Source organism: Sulfurovum sp. AR, assembly GCF_000296775.1.
Classification (GTDB): Bacteria; Campylobacterota; Campylobacteria; order Campylobacterales; family Sulfurovaceae; genus Sulfurovum; species Sulfurovum xiamenensis.
Genome location: NZ_AJLE01000002.1, coordinates 271,177 through 288,582 on the forward strand (window position 1 = coordinate 271,177; position 17,406 = coordinate 288,582).

Below are 17,406 nucleotides of genomic sequence, written 5' to 3' on the forward strand. Positions count from 1 at the left end.
TAAGTATACATAGCCGATGCACACTGACTTACTATACGCAATTCAATGGAATAAAGGATAAGAGATGCATTATTTTGATCATGGCTGGGGTATGGGTTTTGGAATGTGGTTCACATTTATAGTTTTCGTACTTATAGTTTTTTATTGTTTAAAGGAATCTACAAAAAGTGAAAAGCAAGACGCTTCAGCTCAAGATATTCTTGATAAACGCTATGCGAATGGAGAGATAGACACAGAAGAGTATAAAGAAAAATCAAGTGCTCTTAGAGAAAAATGATCATTTATGTTGCACAGAAGGTACACACATTCTTGTTATTCTATTTTTCATAAAATAGAAGGTTATGTAATGAAATGGATACTGCTATTAATCTATCTACTCTCTACACTACTTTCAGCTAAAGATGTCTACTACAATCTTACCATAGACTATCAACAAGTAAATTTCACAGGGGAAAATGTAGAAGCTATGACCATTAATGGAGGTATCCCCGGTCCTACCATTAAAGCCCAAGAAGGAGATTGGGTCAATATCAAAGTAACGAACAATATGGATGTAGACACTTCCATTCATTGGCATGGTATTCTTTTTCCTGGTCGTAACGATCAAGATGGTGTTCCAAATCTCACTACACCTCCTATTAAGGCACATGGTTCGTACACATTCCGATTTCCCCTGATACAGTCCGGAACATACTGGTACCATTCTCATACTAGACTTCAAGAACAAAGAGGTGTGTATGGTTCCATTATGATCCAACCGAAAAAGAAACGGTATAAAGTGGATAAAGAACTGGTTCTTATTCTGTCAGACTGGACCAATGAAGACCCACAGGAGGTTATGAGAACACTGAAACGCGGCAGTGAATACTATTCCATAAAAAAAGGTACTGTACAGTCACTCTGGGGTGCAATTGAACACAATGCCGTGGGCAATATGCTGACACAATGGAAAAATCAAATGCCTGCTATGGACCTCTCTGACGTCTATTATGATGCTTTTCTTATCAACGGCAAACAGAACAGTAGTTACAAAGCAAAATCCGGTGAGAAGATACGTCTGAGAATCATCAATGGTTCTGCCTCCACCTTTTTTTATGTGCAGTATGCAGATGGCCCTTTACATATTGTCTCTGCAGATGGTGTAGATGTGAAGCCTTTTGATCAAGATAAACTTCTTATATCTGTTGCAGAGACCTATGATGCTATCATCACTGTTCCCAATGATGGAACTTTTGAACTGAGGGCAACTGCCCAAGATGGTTCGGGAAAAGCTTCGATCTATATAGGTCATGGAGAAAAGGAATCGGTGAAAGGAGTACCCAAACCAAACTATTATGCCATGAGATGCGGCGCTTCTATGAAACCTAAAGGTAAAGGGATCGGTGGTAGTAAAACAATGAAATGCAGTGGCGGGAAGTCGGCAGTTGGTATGAAGTGCGGCGCTTCCATGAATATGAAAAAAATGGATATGTCCTTATCTCAAAGACCGCCTACTCCTTATGCCAAACTCGAAGCATTGGAAGATACCACACTTGATAAAAAACGTCCATGGAGAGAAGTGCATCTCACACTGAATGGAGATATGCGCAGCTATATCTGGAGTTTTAACGGTAAAACACTGAGCGAAGAAGACAAAATACCTATCAAAAAAGGTGAGAATGTACGTTTTATCTTTGAGAATAAGACCATGATGCATCATCCGTTGCATCTACATGGACATTTTTTCCGTGTGGTGAATGAAAATGGAAGTCGCTCACCGCTGAAACATACAGTGGATATCGCACCTTTAGGTAAGAGTGTCATAGAGTTTGCAGCCGATTATGAAAAAGACTGGCTCTTTCACTGTCACATTCTTTACCATATGATGTCAGGTATGACACGTGTAGTCAGCTACGGTACACCCAAAAATCAAAAAGAACAAGCCAGTTACAACAGGTTCATCAAGGAATTTGATAAGTGGTACTTCTGGGGTAATATGCTGGCACTTGACAGTATGAATGAAGGATTGCTTGCAGCTGCAAGCGGGAAGAACAGTTTGATTGCTTACTGGGAGAGTGATTATGATACAGAGTATGATAACTACATTGTTTATAACAGGTATATAGACCGTTTCAGTTCCTGGTTCGGTGGTGTCAGCATTGCAGACAGAGAAAGTGATAAGACACGTGCGATTATTGGGTATAACTATCTGCTTCCGGGACTCATCGATGCAAAATTATGGGTGGACAGTCAGGGAGATGCGCGGATCTGGTTCATTAAAGAGCTCATGCTGACCAATAACACGGGATTGGAACTTGAATACCAATACGATACTGAACTCAAAAGTGAATGGTCTGCCACTTTGGATTACCGTATCAACAAACAATTCAGTATAGGTGCACGTTATCACAGTGATACAAAATGGGGTGCGGGGATACGATGGTTTTTCTAGCACCGATAATGATGGAAGGTGTCTATTATGATATCCCAAAAAATTCGACACCGATTGAAGAAATTTTCCCTCACTTACATAATCAAGTCACCACTATCTAGATCTCATCTTCTGTAAGATCATAGAGTTTGTAGACCGTTTGGTCGATCTCTTTGTCGGTGTTGGCTATTTGATCTTGTACTTGGATTTTATCGTTTTCGAAGAGGGCTTGCAACTCTTTAAGACCGTTCTTTGAAACATAGACATTACAGTTATAACTTGTGCGAGTATTCTATCAATAAAGAAGTTGGAGTTAAATGGGACAGATTGATTTTCCTTTGTTCACTTTTTCTTATTAAATTATATAATTTAAAATATTTAAAATTCAAAGACATTTTTGTTATACTCTTAATACATACTAACGAAACAGAGGGTACTTTACTCCTCCAGCCGTTCTATACTTACAAAGAAAGGACCACCTTCATGATGAATGATTATAAAAGCCTTAAAGAGCACTACAGGTTCACACCAGAGGAAGAAGAGACCTTAAACGCACTTCAACCTAAAATGGCTTCCATTGCAGATACTTTTATAGACGAATTTTATGATTATATCTGGGGCTTCGGTGAAACGGCTCAGTTTTTAAAAAATCAAGAGATCATTGATAAACATAGAAAAAAGATCAGGGAGTGGTTTATTAACCTGTTTAGCGGAAAGTATGACCTGCAGTACTTTATGTACCTATATAAGATCGGTGAAGTACATATGAAGATCGGGCTGCCGACGCATTATGTCAATTCTGCTTTTACCTTTGTCAGAACCTTTGTACTCAAGCACATTGAAGATGACTACGACAATAAAGAGGAACACATTAAAGTGATCAATGCGGTTGAAAAGATCATAGACATGAACCTTGACTCTCTGACAAGTTCCTACAGGGAAGAAGAGTTAGGAAGGTTTCTCTCTTTGTCTAAAGTCGAAAAGAAGATACTGACCGGACTGAAAGAGTTCAACTCTTATATCAATTATTTTTTGGCTGCTGCACTGGCTATCGTTGCATTTTTTTCTATAGGTCTTTTTTTATATGACATCTACCTGTTATTTTTTACTGATGTGAAAATAGAAGAAGGAATCTTAACCGTGCTTGGAAGCCTGCTTGTTCTATGGGCAACGATCGAGCTTATCCATGAAGAGATCAACCACCTTCAGGGTAAAGGCTTTGCCATAGGTGCTTTTATCATGCTGGCCATGGCAGCACTCATCAGAAAAGTACTGATATACTCTTTGTCTTCTGAAAAAGGGGATGAGCTGCTCGTTATAGGCGGAGTGATTGTCGGACTGGCCATTGCTTACTGGCTTGTAGGAGCAAAGAAAAAACATCTTCGGTCCTGACAAAACATACTAAAACATACGATAAAAAGGACGATCGTTGATAAATGGATGCTTTATCCCTCCCTGATCAGCCAACTGTCACGTGCACGTATAATACACACTTATGTGATAGCATAGATAAAAGTGACAGCAAAGATAGTGACAAAAAAAGGATAGTGCAAAAAAGAAAACGATGAAAAAAGAAAACGATGAAAAAGGAAAACGATGAAAGAGGCTCACAAAGATGTGGTGTGCGGTATGGATGTTTCAGAGGATTCCAAATATAAAAGTGCCTATCATCATAAGCCCTACTACTTCTGCAGCGAACAGTGCAAAAGCAAGTTTGATGCCTCGCCAGAGACCTACCTTCATACAGAAGATGCAAAAGAAACAAAAGACACATTACACACAGAGAGTTGTCCTGATGGCAGCTGTGACATAAGCCCGAGTGTGACACAATACACCTGCCCCATGCATCCGGAGATCATCAAGGATGGACCAGGAAACTGTCCTATATGCGGTATGTCACTCGAACCTGTGATGGCTGCTGAAGAAGGAGAGAACATCGAACTCAGGTCAATGACACAGCGTTTTTGGATCTCTGCGTTCCTGGCGCTTCCTCTTTTTGTCTTGGCGATGGTAGCAGATATGATGCCTTCACTTCTACCGCAGAACCTCTCAACAAAAACCTTATACTGGATAGAGTTTGCTTTGGCGACCCCTGTAGTGCTTTGGGCTGGATGGCCTTTTTACGTCAGGGCTTGGCACTCTGTAAAAAGTTGGAACCCCAATATGTTCACGCTCATTGCGCTCGGTGTTTCGGTGGCATGGACCTATAGTCTAGTGGCCTTGCTTTTCCCCACTATTTTCCCGCCACAGATGCGGTCAACGGAGGGTACGGTACATGTCTATTTTGAAGCAGCAGCAGTGATCACTGCTTTGGTGCTGATGGGGCAGGTACTGGAGCTTCGGGCACGTTCAAAAACCAATGAAGCCATCAAAATGCTTCTCAGTCTTGCACCCAACACTGCCACGCTCATTCATCCTGACGGATCGGAAACGACGGTTTCTACTGAAGAGGTCAAAGTAGGCGACAAACTGCGTATCCGTCCCGGAGAAAAGATACCTGTGGACGGTGTTGTAGTGGAAGGAGCGAGCCATGTGGATGAGTCTATGGTAACGGGTGAGCCTATCGCTGTCAATAAAACATCAGGCATGAAACTGATCGGTGCCACGATCAATGGCAGCAGTACACTTGTGATGCAGGCAGAAAAGATCGGTGCAGATACCCTACTCTCACAGATCATCGATATGGTAGCCAAAGCACAACGTTCACGTGCACCTATACAGAAACTCGCAGACCTTGTCTCCTTTTATTTTGTACCGACGGTGGTGTTTATATCTATTCTGACCTTTATTGTATGGTATCTCATCGGGCCCGAGCCCAGATTGGCATACGCACTGGTATCTGCAGTAGCAGTTCTGATCATAGCCTGCCCCTGTGCCCTGGGTTTGGCAACACCTATTTCGATCATGGTGGGTACGGGAAAAGGAGCAGCGAATGGGGTACTGATCAAAAATGCTGAAGCGTTGGAGATCATGGAAAAAGTAAGTACGTTGGTCGTCGACAAGACAGGTACATTGACGGAGGGTAAACCTAAACTTGTTGCTATAGAAACAGTCGGAGAGATAGAGGAAAATGATCTGCTTCAGTTGAGTGCTTCTCTTGAACATTCAAGTGAACACCCTATCGCTCTGTCAATCATGGAAGAAGTAGAAGAACAAAAGATACCATTGCTTGAGGTGAAAGCGTTTGACTCCATTACCGGTCAGGGTATCAAGGGGGTTGTCAATGGACGGGAAATGGTGATAGGCAACATACATCTGTTTGAATCTTTAGAGGTCGATACAAGCAGTCTGAAAGAGAGGGCCGAATCCTTGAGAGGAGACGGTGCTACCGTGGTACTGGTCGCCATAGATGATGAGATCGCCGGCCTCATTGCCGTGGCAGATCCCATAAAAGAGACCACACAGGATGCCATCAATGCACTCCACAAAGATGGACTGAAAGTTGTAATGATGAGTGGAGACAACCTGACCACAGCCAATGCTGTCGCGAGAAAACTTGGTATTGATGAAGTACATGCGGATGTACTCCCCGATGGCAAAGCAGACATCATCAAAACACTTCAAGATCAAGGCGAGATCGTCGCCATGGCAGGCGACGGGATCAATGATGCCCCTGCACTGGCCCAGTCCCACGTAGGGATCGCAATGGGTACAGGTACGGATGTTGCTATGGAGAGTGCTGGGATCACACTTGTTAAGGGTGATCTAAGAGGTATCGTCAAAGCCGTTCATCTTAGCCGGGCTACCATGAAGAATATCAAACAAAACCTCTTTTTTGCCTTTATTTACAATACTCTAGGGGTGCCTGTCGCCGCAGGTGTGCTCTACCCTTTCTTTGGCATTTTGCTCTCTCCTATGATCGCTGCTGCTGCAATGAGTTTCTCTTCGGTGTCGGTGATCTTGAATGCATTAAGATTGAAAAATAAGAAACTCTAACTAATAAATTCATTGATCTATAAAAAACTACACGCAGACTGCACATACTCTAGATTACTATAAGAGTATAAAAATACATACTAAATGAGTATATAAAAGGATAAAGAATGACACACACATTAATGGACTTACCTTTTGATGAAAATGCACTGGAACCGTATATTTCAAAAGAAACACTTCAATACCATCATGGTAAACATCATGCCGGATATATAAATAAACTTAATATTTTGATTGAGGGTACGGTCTATGCAGAGATGAAACTTGAAGAGATTGTCACAAAAGCCGATGGTGGTATATTTAACAATGCTGCACAAGTCTTTAACCATAATTTTTATTTTAATGGAATGAGCAAAAAAGCAACTTCTCCTTCTAAAGAACTGTTGGCTTTATTTGAACGTGATTTTGGATCTATAGAGTCATTTAAAGAGAAATTTTTAGACATGGCAGCAGGTTTGTTTGGTTCTGGCTGGGTATGGCTGAGTATAAAAGACTCAGGTACATTGAGCATAGAATCATTTTCCAATGCTGGTAATCCACTTCTTTTAGGTCATACACCATTACTTACATGTGATGTATGGGAACATGCCTACTATATTGACTATAGAAATGCCAGAGCGGATTATCTTGAGAAATGGTGGGAGCTTGTGAATTGGGACTTTGTATCGAAAAACCTAGAAGCAAGTACTCAATGATATTTCATAGAATGAGTGTGTAGGACACCACAAACATTCTAACACGTAAAGGAGTGATCATGAAATCATCAAGAAGATATTTTTTTAGATATATGTCAGCACTTGGTTTGGTGAGTTTTTTCCCTGTACCGATCAGTGCCAAAACAGCTAAGAATATCGTAAAATATCAATCTACACCAAAAGATGGAAATGCCTGTAAAACATGTATGCACTTTATACCTGAAACCAATGAATGTAAAACGGTGGAAGGAAGTATTGATCCCAATGGCTGGTGTATCATTTACTTTAGAGATCCTCACTATAAAGAAGTAAAAGTAGAAGATGATAATACAACTTGATCTCGCTGTAACGTAGTTCGTCATTATTCATCTAGTCAGGAGCTTAGAGTATGACCTTGGAAAAATTGAAGCAGTATAATGGAAAAAATAATCAAAAAGCATATATTGCCTATAAAGGTAATATATATGATGTCACAAACAGCCCACTATGGAAAAATGGAACCCATCAAAATATGCATGAAGCGGGTGTTGACCTCACAAATGTTCTGGCAAATGCACCCCATGGTGAAGAGGTCTTTGGAAAATTCGAGATCGTAGATACACTCGATGAAGAGGATGAAAATGATCGAAATAATGTAAGCACAATAGATTGGGTGCAATGGTACCGTAAATACCATCCACATCCTATGCTGGTTCATTTTCCTATTGCTCTACATCTTTTTGCTTCCGGACTGGATCTTATTTTTTTGTTTCAACCCAGTGCCTCGTTTGCTACAGCAGTTTTTTACACTTTTTTTGTCTCCACAGTGATGGGTATATTTACGATGTTTTCTGGCATATTAAGCTGGTGGATCAACTACCAACTGGCATTGAACCATATTTTGGTCAAGAAACTGATATTCTCTGTGACCACCCTCATTCTTGGTATTATCGGTATTATAATCTATCTTAACGATCCTGGTGTGGTTTACTTAACGACACTGCCGAGTATATTTTATCATGGCATCATATTTCTTACAGGGATAACAGTGATCATATTGGGATATTACGGAGGCAAACTCACCTGGCCAAATAGCACAGAGGATACAAGAAAGGATATCAAAGACGATACCATAGATGATAGTAAAGAAGAAATGAAGAAAGAGACTATAAGTCCTACTATGAAAGAGATGAACATACCGTTTCAGTCAGTGATCTCCAAGTCACCCGTGTCTCTACCACAAAATGAAGAAGTAAATATAGATGGGAAGAGTCATAGTATTTCTATTCTTATCGGAGGTGCAGCAGGAACCGGTATCAAGACACTGGAAAATATATTATCTGCTGCCTTTAAACGCAGCGGTTATTTTGTCTTCTCCACCAAAGAGTATATGTCAAGAGTACGAGGCGGAAGCAACACCACCCTGCTCCGTATTTCAGACAGACCTATCATCGCACCATGTTGGTATGTAGATCTTTTTATAGCCTTGGATACCCCTGCCCTCTCGCATGTACAGGAACGGTTGACGGAGGATAGTGTTGTTTTGGCAGATGAGAATGTTGAGCACGAACAGATACAGATCACATCTATACCTATGAATCATACAGCCAAAGAGCTTGGAAGTAAAAATTATGTGAATTCTTATGCCGCCGGTGTACTTTTTGGCATCTTGAATCTTGCATCACAACCATTGTCAGGAAGTATTAGCAGGCTCTTTGATGAAGAGGATCTTCAAGGAAATGAAAGAGCGATGGAAGCAGGGTTGACCTATGGTAATAATCTAGAGACTTTCCCATCTCTACAACTTCCTAAAACGTTATTTGATTCTGCAGATTCCATGCATCTTATGGATGGCTCTTCCGCATCCGGATTTGGTTTTTTGGCTGGAGGATGCAATATGATCACTGCCTATCCTATGTCCCCCTCTACCGGAGTACTGAACTTTATGGCTTCGATGTCCAATGAGTTTACTCTGTTGGTTGAACAGAGTGAAGATGAGATCGCATCGCTGAATATGGTGCTGGGTGGCTGGTATGGCGGGGCAAGAGCCATGACCTCCACTTCAGGGGGTGGATTCGCACTTATGAGTGAAGCGATCAGTCTTTCGGGAATGAGTGAAACACCTGCCGTCGTCTACCTGGCACAGCGTCCTGGTCCAGCCACAGGCTTGCCTACACGAACAGAACAGGGAGATCTGAACCTTGCAATATATAGTGGACATGGATATTTTGGTCGTATTGTCTTAGCACCGGGAGATCTTCAGGAATGTATCGACTACGGCTATCTAGCCTTTGAACTTTCAGATAGGTATCAGATGCCTGTGATCTATATGAGTGACCAGTACTTGGCAGACTCTCTCAGTCTTTTAAAAACAGTGGATTTTGAAGCATATGAACAACGACGCTATATTCAACCTACGGATGCATCTTATGATCGCTACAGACTGAGTGATACAGGTATTTCAGCACGGGGAGTCCCGGGTGTGGGTGAAGGAATAGTGGTCACTACCAGTGATGAACATGATGAGCGTGGACAAATCACTGAGAGCTACCATGTGCGTGAAAAGATGGTTCAGAAGCGGCAAAAAAAGATCGAGTTGTCTATTTCAGAAGCATTTGCTCCTAAGGTCTATGGAGAAGGAGAGATCGCGATCATAGGATGGGGATCTACCAAAGGGGCCATCATGGAAGCAATAAATGCATTAGATGATCCCAGACTCTTTCATGTGCATTTTTCATGGGTACATCCCCTCAATCTGGAACACCTTGCATTTCTCAAACAAACTTCACTCAATATAGTGATAGAAAACAATGTCACCGGAGAGTTTGCAGCTATTTTGAAAAGCCATGATATCAAGATCGATCATCGTATCTTACAATCGAATGGTTTTAGCTTTTTTACGGACCGGTTAAAAGAAGTATTGGAAAAAGTACTAGAGGAGACAACATGAAACATCCGCTCGATAGAACAAACATAGACAATGCATGGTGTCCAGGGTGTGGAAATTTTGGGATACTGAAACTCCTGGAAGAAGTACTGACCGAACTGGAATGTGATCCTAAACATACAGTTATAGTCTCTGGTATTGGGCAAGCTGCCAAGACACCCTACTATATCGATACACATATGTTCTGTGGACTTCACGGGCGTGCACTTCCTGTCGCTACAGCACTCAAAGCTTCCAACCCTGCACTAAATGTCATCGCAGAAGGCGGGGATGGAGATATGTATGGTGAAGGTGGGAACCATTTTATGCATACCATCAGGCGTAATCCTGATATCGTACATATCGTACACAATAACATGGTCTATGGTCTTACCAAAGGCCAGGCCTCACCCACAACCCAGATAGGTTTTAAAACACCCATACAGGTAAATGGGGTCACTAATGAACCATTCAACCCCATATCAGTCGCTCTAGCACTAAAGGCCGGTTTTGTATCACGTGTCAACATAGGAAATCAAGCCCATGCCAAAAAGGTTCTCAAAGAAGCCTTTTTACATAAAGGGTATGCTTTGGTAGATGTCTTTCAACCTTGTGTGGTCTTTAATAAGGTTAACACCTATAAATGGTTCAATGAAAACACCTATGAACTCGATAGTAGTTATGAGAGTAATAACCTACCCTCAGCTATGCAAAAAGCACTTGAAAATGACCCCATACCTATAGGCATTTTTTACCAGAACAGGCAACCAACATTTGAAGAGTATATCAGAGGAGATGAACAAAATCCGCTTGTCACTCTTACCCATGATATAATAAAATTACAGGAATTATTCGATTCCTATTGAAATATAAGGTAAATAGGATAAAATTACTCCTATATTATAAAAATACTTGACCGCACGCTATAATTGTGCTATAACTTGTAAAAGAATAATGATCTATATAAGGATTTTAAATGGCAAACGAAGGATTAGATAAAGCTGTCTCAGGAGAGTATGCCCTCGGCTTTGAGATAGATATCGAAACCGAAACCGCACCACCGGGACTTTCAGAAGAGACGATTGCGTTCATCTCGAAAAAGAAAGGTGAACCTGACTGGATGCTTGAACTCCGTATCAAAGCATTTAGAAAATGGGAAACCATGACTGAACCGCACTGGGCTAAACTAGACTATGAGCCGATAGACTACCAGTCTATCTCTTACTATGCAGCACCGAAAGAAGGTATTGACAGTTTAGATGAAGTGGATCCTAAAATTCTAGAGGCCTACAACAAGTTAGGTATCTCTTTAGAAGAGCAAAAGCAACTGGCCGGTGTGAAAGTGGCTGTAGATGCAGTTGTTGACTCAGTTTCGGTCAAAACCACCTATGCTGAAGAACTTGCTGAACATGGTGTTATCTTCTGTTCGATCTCAGAAGCGATAGAACGTCACCCAGATCTCATTAAAAAATATATGTTCTCTGTTGTACCAATGGCAGATAACTATTTTGCAGCGCTTAACTCTGCGGTATTTACAGATGGAACCTTTGTATACATTCCTAAAGGTGTACGCTGCCCTATGGAGCTAAGTACGTACTTTAGGATCAATGCCATGAACACGGGACAATTTGAACGTACACTGATCGTAGCAGATGAAGGATCATATGTAAGTTATAATGAAGGATGTTCTGCTCCGACACGTGATGAGCACCAACTTCATGCAGCTGTCGTTGAACTCGTAGCAATGAAAGATGCAGAGATCAAATACTCTACGATCCAAAACTGGTTCCCAGGAGATGAAAACGGGAAAGGCGGGATCTACAACTTCGTTACCAAAAGAGGTATATGTGAAGGAGACAATTCCAAGATCTCATGGACACAGGTAGAGACCGGTTCAGCCATTACATGGAAATATCCGTCATGTATCTTGAAAGGTGACAACTCTGTGGGTGAATTCTACTCAGTAGCAGTCACTACCCTAGCCCAGCAAGCCGATACAGGTACAAAGATGATACATATCGGTAAAAACACCTCTTCAACGATCATCTCTAAAGGTATCTCGGCAATGAAAGGCCAAAATACCTATAGAGGATTGGTGAAGATAGGTGCTAATGCCACGGGTGCAAGAAACTACTCTGAGTGTGATTCACTGCTCATAGGTTCTAACTGTGGGGCACATACGTTCCCTTACCTTGAATCAAAAGATACACAAGGACAGGTAGAACACGAGGCAACGACCTCGAAGATCAGTGACGAACAACTTTTTTACCTCCGTCAAAGGGGTATCAATGAAGAAGATGCCGTGAGTATGATCGTTCACGGTTTCTGTAAACAAGTCTTTAGCCAACTCCCTATGGAGTATGCGGTGGAAGCAAAAGCATTATTAGAATTAACATTAGAAGGAAGTGTAGGATGAGTATTTTGAAAATTGAGAATTTAGAAGCGAAAATAGGTGATAAGCAGATATTAAAAGGTTTAAACCTAGAATTGGAACCAGGAAAGGTCCATGCTATTATGGGACCCAACGGTGCCGGTAAGTCTACGCTTTCTAAAGCGCTTGTAGGACACTACGACATTGAATTACTTGGTGGAAATATCATCTACAAAGGTAAGAACATCAATGAGATGGAGCCTGAAGAGAGAGCTTTAGAGGGAATTTTCCTTTCATTTCAACACCCAGTAGAGATCCCTGGTGTGAATAATGCCTATTTCCTAAGAACAGCACTCAATGCGAAACGTAAACACGAAGGTAAAGAAGAGTTGAACTCAGCTGAGTTCCTACGTCTTATGAGAGACCATTTAGAGATGCTTGGTATGAAATCAGATATGATCAGCCGTTCACTCAACGAAGGTTTCTCAGGTGGTGAAAAGAAGCGTAATGAAATTCTTCAAATGCTTATTCTTGAGCCGGATGTCATTATTCTTGATGAGATCGACTCCGGACTGGACATTGATGCACTAAGAGCTGTATCTGAAGGGATCAACAAGATGAAGGACGGTAAACGTTCATTCCTGGTTATTACACACTATAGCCGTATTCTTGACTATATCCAACCGGATTATATCCATGTACTGAAAGATGGGAAAGTGATCAAAACAGCAGGTCCGGAGCTTGTAGCACAGCTTGAAGATACTGGATATGACGCGATAGAGGAAGAATAATGAACCTTTCAACGCTTAAAAACAAAAACCTGCAAGAAGTCAATGGCTTGTTGGATATAAAAGATAGAGATATCTTGGTAGAGCGTTTTGTATCACTGGGTCTTCCGAGTAAAAAGTCAGAAGAGTATCGCTACTTTGATGTAGAAAAACTCCTGGAAAAAGAGTACAAAACACTTACCTATGTTCCAAAAACGCTTAGAGTCTCTGATAAGATAGAGATTGTTGATGGTGTGGTGGTAGCTGCTCCACAAGGATTACGTGTCTACAATGAGGCATGTGGCCAGATCGATATGGATCATTTTGATCCGCTCTATTACCTTGGACACCTACTCTCTCCACAAGCGATCAAAATAGAGCTGGATGGAGATACAGAGGTAGAGATAGAGCATAAGTTTACCCAAAGCAATGCTTTGATCAACTATCGTATCGTACTCTACACACAGGCGAACCGTCATGCAACGGTATATGAGAACTTTGTAGAAGAAGGTATTGAGAATTCGCTTGTACTTTATGGGTATGATATGCATATTTCACAAGACTCTTCCTTACGTGTGGTTAAAATGCAGCGTATGCAAAACAGCGGTTATAGCATGGTTGCTTCACATAAGATCAATGTTGCTAGAAATGCACATGCCGTATTTAAAAGCTTTGATCTAGGTGGAGACAATGCCCTTCAGCTACTCAAAGTAGAATTAGATGAGCGTGCCCATGTTGATGCAGGTCACCTTCTCTATCTCAACAGTGAAGCAAAAAGAGGTACTGTCTCTCAGATCGTACATCGTGGTGAACATTCGACCTCTAAACAGGAAGCTAAAAATATCTTGGACGGTGAATCCAGAGGTATCTTTGATGCACTTATTCGTGTAGAAAAGAGTGGTAAATATACCAAAGCTGAGCAGAATTCTAAAGCGATACTACTTCACGATAAAGCATATATGGCTGCAAAACCGCAACTTGAGATCTATATTGATGAACTGGAAGCAAGTCATGGTGCAACGACTGGTCAACTCAGTGAAAAACAGCTTTTCTACCTACAAAGCCGTGGTATTAGTCGTGTTGAAGCCAGAAAAATACTTGTGATCGCTTTTGCAAATACACTGATCGAGACGGTTAAGGACAGTAGACATCAAGAGCGTATTAAAAAAGCTTTTGAAGAGGTCTTTTACTTAGCACACAAAAAGGATAACTAATGAATATGGAAGAGACAGTAGCAAGGTATAAAGAAGATTTTGAACTTTTTCCTACAGATAATGAAAAGTTAGAGTACATTTTTGATTTGGGAAAACGCCATACAACACTTCCTGACGAATTGAAGAATGATGATACTTATGTCAAGGGATGTGCCTCTGACGCATGGCTTGTAGGCGAATGTGAAAATGGTATACTCAAACTTCGCGGTGAAGGTACTTCTGAGATGGCCAAAGGTATGCTGACTCTTCTTTTAGACATATTCTCTAACCGTCCAGCTGATGAGATACTCAGTTTTGATCCTGCTAAACTTCATGATATGGGTGTGGTAGAACTCCTCTCCCCTGTACGTCAGCAAAGTTTGGAAGCATTTTTAAATATGGTCTATGGCTACGCACAAAAATGTAAAGAACAAGGATAACATCATGAGTAGTGAAGAGAAAAACATCAATGACAAAATGGCTGAAGAGAGACAAAAATTTATCGAGTCTCAGCCAACAGATGAAGAGATGACAGAAAAGATCATCGCACATCTTAAAGAGATCTATGACCCTGAACTTCCGGTGAATATTTATGACCTGGGACTCGTCTATAATATAGACACATGGACGGATGAAGTCTCTATGATGAAAAAAGCCAAGATCACGATGACACTGACTTCAGCAACCTGTTCATTTTCACAGGTCATCATCGATCTGGTCAAAAGTATCGCTACACGTCAAGAGGGTCTTGAAGACGTAGATGTAGAGATAGTTTTTGATCCGCCATGGAGTCAAGACAGCATGACCGATGAAGCAAAATTAGCTATGGGATTACTCTAAAAACCATACTGACGCTCTCCTCAAAACATTGCTTGCCAACGTGTATTAAACACCTTTTTTAATACACGGTATTTCCCTTTCGCCTTTCACATCTAGATACAGACTCATAGAAATATTTATGATATAATTTATATTAGTGATATACACTGGATTTGTGTATTAAACAGTCTCTGAGAAAGAAAGGGTTTAAAGTGGATGGACCCCTATTAGAAATTTCAGATCTCTATGTCTCCGTAGAGAACAAACAGATCATCAAAGAGATGAACCTTAGTGTGGGCAAAGGTGAAGTGCATGTTATTTTCGGTCCCAACGGTTCTGGAAAATCCACCCTCCTCAATACGATTTTGAAACTTCCCGGCTATAGCATTGATAGTGGAGAGATCCGAGTAAAATCCAAAAATATACAAGATATGACAACAGATGAGATCGCCAATCTGGGTATAGGTATGTCTTTTCAGCATCCGCCAAAGATCAAAGGGGTGACTCTCCGAAACTTTCTTCATGCGATCAACCGTTCCGATGACCTTGATGATGAGATTCGAGCGCTCAGTATGGAAAACTTTCTAGAAAGAGAGCTCAATGTCGGTTTTTCTGGCGGAGAACTCAAAAGGGCTGAAGTACTGAAACTTTATGCACAAAGTCCTGACCTGCTTTTAATAGATGAACCCGAATCAGGTGTTGATATTGAAAATATTGCCGTAATCTCAAAAGCGATCAATAAGATTCTTCAAAAAGAAATGCCGATGAAACTGCGTGTACGTTCTGCTATAATTATCACACATACGGGCCATATTCTTAACTATATCGACGCTGATATTGGACACGTTTTCATGGATGGTAAGATCGTTTGCACGGGTAATCCTAAATCACTTATGGAAGATATTAAGAGGTTGGGTTTTACAGGGTGTGCAGAGTGTTATAAGAAACCAAAGGATCACACATGAAGCAACTGGATGAAGCTACGAAAACAACTCTAAAAAAGGTCGCATATGATGAAAAAGAGGAACGATCGGCAAATTTTTTTGCCAAAGATTGGGATATTCTAGATACACACTCCGCGGCTGAAGGACTTGAGATCCTCCCCATCAATACAGCATTGCAAAAATATGAATGGCTCAAAGAACTTTTCTTTACGCTTGTAGATAAAGACAAAGACGATTATGTCAAGCAGGTAGCCTCCAGTGATGTGTTGCTGGGCTATTTCATCCGTGTCAAGGCAGGAGTCAAAATTACTCTTCCAGTCTATACCTGCTACATGATCAATACCGATAAATTCACCCAGTGCACGCATAATATTGTGATTACTGAAGAAGATTCTGAGCTTCACCTTATCAATGGATGTACAGCCAATGCACATGTCACATCCGGACGCCATCTCGGTGTCACAGAGTACTTTGTCAAAGATGGTGCCACACTCACCAGTACTATGATCCATAGTTGGGGGAAAGAGGTGGAAGTTTACCCTAGAAGTGCTGCACATGTTGGTAAAGATGCAAAATTTATTTCAAACTATGTCGCGATGACTAGTGTAAAAAAACTGCAGATGAATCCACTTGCAGTGATAGAAGAATCTGGACTCGGGGAATTTTATACTGTCATATATGCACCTGAAAATTCTCAGTTTGATGTCGGATCGACGGTTATCTTAAATGGTGATGGAGCATCATCCGAGATTATCAGCCGTGTGGTTTCTAATGGTGGTGAAGTAATAACCAGAGGAGAGATCATCGGTAAACACCCCAATGGCAGGGGTTCAATGGCCTGCAACGGGTTGCTTCTGAGTGAAAAAGGCTACATTCACGCGATCCCAGAACTACTTGGAGAGGACCCGCACCTTGAACTCTCTCATGAAGCAAGTGTGGGCATGATCTCCAAAGATGAACTTGCCTACCTGATGGCATCGGGTATCGAAGAGGAGAAGGCAAAATCTTTGATAATCGAAGGCTTTTTGGATCTAAAAATCCCGTCTCTTCCTGAATACTTACAACGACAGATCAATGATATTGTCAAAGAGACAAAAGACTTTGAAACGATGTAAAGAGGGTTTGGATGTACTCCAGGCCCTGCTCTTGCGAGAGTGATACATACAGTTTTTAGCATTTTAGTGTAGTAAAATTATAACAAATTGTTTAAAAAACTATAAGAATTTAAAATATCACTAGCATTATCTTGTTTATTATGCTATAATTCCGAACTTTTACTGCAAGAGAGTATCAAACTCCTTATTTAGATACATAACATGTATCTCCTTTTTACAACGCATTGGCGTGTGATAGTTTGGTATCAAGT

At 41.1% G+C, this 17,406-nt stretch carries 15 protein-coding genes; all 15 read left to right on the top strand.

Annotation, left to right across the window (positions count from 1 at the left end; translation table 11 throughout):
• Nucleotides 1–64: 64 nt before the first annotated feature.
• The 15 genes from SULAR_RS02990 to SULAR_RS03060 all read left to right on the top strand — a co-directional run bounded on the left by SULAR_RS02990 (nt 65) and on the right by SULAR_RS03060 (nt 17,155).
• Nucleotides 65–277: an SHOCT domain-containing protein gene (locus SULAR_RS02990; protein WP_008242809.1), complete on the top strand. Its 213-nt coding sequence runs from the start codon at nt 65–67 to the stop codon at nt 275–277.
• 69 nt (nt 278–346) lie between these two features.
• The gene (locus SULAR_RS02995) at nt 347–2,431 is read left to right on the top strand and encodes a multicopper oxidase domain-containing protein (RefSeq protein ID WP_008242814.1); all 2,085 of its coding nucleotides are present in this window, start codon (nt 347–349) and stop codon (nt 2,429–2,431) included.
• Nucleotides 2,432–2,893: 462 nt separating this feature from the next.
• Nucleotides 2,894–3,802, top strand: coding sequence for a protoglobin domain-containing protein (locus tag SULAR_RS03000; RefSeq protein WP_008242816.1), 909 nt, complete (start codon nt 2,894–2,896; stop codon nt 3,800–3,802).
• Between the two features lie 204 nt (nt 3,803–4,006).
• Nucleotides 4,007–6,346, top strand: coding sequence for a heavy metal translocating P-type ATPase (locus SULAR_RS03005; RefSeq protein WP_008242818.1), 2,340 nt, complete (start codon nt 4,007–4,009; stop codon nt 6,344–6,346).
• 107 nt (nt 6,347–6,453) lie between these two features.
• A complete protein-coding gene (locus SULAR_RS03010) occupies nt 6,454–7,041 on the top strand; it encodes a superoxide dismutase (protein ID WP_008242824.1) in 588 nt (195 codons plus the stop codon).
• Between the two features lie 59 nt (nt 7,042–7,100).
• Nucleotides 7,101–7,379: a hypothetical protein gene (locus SULAR_RS03015; RefSeq protein ID WP_008242826.1), complete on the top strand. Its 279-nt coding sequence runs from the start codon at nt 7,101–7,103 to the stop codon at nt 7,377–7,379.
• A 50-nt stretch (nt 7,380–7,429) separates the two neighbouring features.
• Nucleotides 7,430–9,970, top strand: a complete 2,541-nt coding sequence (locus SULAR_RS03020) for a 2-oxoacid:acceptor oxidoreductase subunit alpha (RefSeq protein WP_008242829.1) — start codon at nt 7,430–7,432, stop codon at nt 9,968–9,970.
• Nucleotides 9,967–10,812 carry a thiamine pyrophosphate-dependent enzyme gene (locus SULAR_RS03025; protein ID WP_008242831.1) on the top strand — a complete coding sequence of 282 codons (846 nt, stop codon included), beginning with the start codon at nt 9,967–9,969 and terminating at the stop codon, nt 10,810–10,812. Before SULAR_RS03020 ends, SULAR_RS03025 begins: the two co-directional genes overlap by 4 nt.
• A gap of 110 nt (nt 10,813–10,922) precedes the next feature.
• Nucleotides 10,923–12,362, top strand: a complete 1,440-nt coding sequence (sufB, locus tag SULAR_RS03030) for a Fe-S cluster assembly protein SufB (protein ID WP_008242833.1) — start codon at nt 10,923–10,925, stop codon at nt 12,360–12,362.
• The gene (gene sufC / locus SULAR_RS03035) at nt 12,359–13,108 is read left to right on the top strand and encodes a Fe-S cluster assembly ATPase SufC (protein ID WP_008242835.1); all 750 of its coding nucleotides are present in this window, start codon (nt 12,359–12,361) and stop codon (nt 13,106–13,108) included. Before sufB ends, sufC begins: the two co-directional genes overlap by 4 nt.
• Nucleotides 13,108–14,298, top strand: coding sequence for a SufD family Fe-S cluster assembly protein (locus SULAR_RS03040; protein WP_008242838.1), 1,191 nt, complete (start codon nt 13,108–13,110; stop codon nt 14,296–14,298). Before sufC ends, SULAR_RS03040 begins: the two co-directional genes overlap by 1 nt.
• Entirely contained in the window at nt 14,298–14,717 is a 420-nt protein-coding gene (locus SULAR_RS03045; RefSeq protein ID WP_008242840.1) for a SufE family protein, read from the top strand. Before SULAR_RS03040 ends, SULAR_RS03045 begins: the two co-directional genes overlap by 1 nt.
• A 4-nt stretch (nt 14,718–14,721) precedes the next feature.
• Entirely contained in the window at nt 14,722–15,117 is a 396-nt protein-coding gene (locus SULAR_RS03050) for a metal-sulfur cluster assembly factor (RefSeq protein WP_008242842.1), read from the top strand.
• Nucleotides 15,118–15,308: 191 nt separating this feature from the next.
• Nucleotides 15,309–16,061, top strand: a complete 753-nt coding sequence (locus SULAR_RS03055; RefSeq protein WP_008242844.1) for an ABC transporter ATP-binding protein — start codon at nt 15,309–15,311, stop codon at nt 16,059–16,061.
• The gene (locus SULAR_RS03060) at nt 16,058–17,155 is read left to right on the top strand and encodes a SufD family Fe-S cluster assembly protein (protein ID WP_008242846.1); all 1,098 of its coding nucleotides are present in this window, start codon (nt 16,058–16,060) and stop codon (nt 17,153–17,155) included. Before SULAR_RS03055 ends, SULAR_RS03060 begins: the two co-directional genes overlap by 4 nt.
• The last annotated feature ends 251 nt before the right edge of the window (nt 17,156–17,406 follow it).